Source organism: Pedococcus sp. 2YAF34 (genome assembly GCF_052114585.1).
GTDB lineage: Bacteria > Actinomycetota > Actinomycetes > Actinomycetales > Dermatophilaceae > Pedococcus.
Genome location: NZ_JBFRFA010000089.1, coordinates 1 through 559, shown reverse-complemented (window position 1 = coordinate 559; position 559 = coordinate 1). Strand labels below are relative to the sequence as shown.

Here is a 559-nt window from a genome sequence, read left to right as displayed (position 1 = left end):
ATGCCGACCGAGCGACCACTGCGACTGCTGATGGAGGCGCAGCTGGATGCCGACATCGTGCCGGCTGACGCGCTCGCAGGTGCCGCGATCGCCGGCGCAGCGCTCGCCGTGGGGGCGGAGACGTACGACGCCCTGATCGTCCCGGGCAGCGCTTTCCTGCCCGAGCACGTCGCCCGCGAACTGCTGCGTCTCGACGACGCGGGGGTTCCCGTGGTCTTCGTCGGCTCGGTTCCCGAGATCGTCGGCCCTGACACGACCGCACTGCAGGAGCGGTTCCGTCCTGTGCCGCAGCGCGGGCTGGTCGACGCCGTCGCGGGCATGACCGACCGGGCGGTGCGCATCCGTCGCCCATCGCCGTCGCTGCGTGCGCTTCGCATCGACCACGGTGACGCGGATGTCGTGATGCTGGTGAACGAGTCGGTCTCCGAGTCCGTGCGCACGGCGGTGACGATCCCGCGTGCCGGGTCGGCGGTCTCGCTCGACGCCTTCACCGGCGCGCTGACGGCGATGCCCAGCGAGCGCGGATCGCATCGCACGACCGTCGAGATCGAGCTAGTGC

General features: G+C 71.4%; 1 protein-coding gene. It reads left to right on the top strand.

Annotated elements, in window-relative coordinates; translation table 11 throughout:
- Window positions 1-30: 30 nt before the first annotated feature.
- The coding region (locus AB4Z02_RS18995; protein ID WP_441972918.1) for a hypothetical protein at window positions 31-559 on the top strand (529 nt) is incomplete at its 3' end.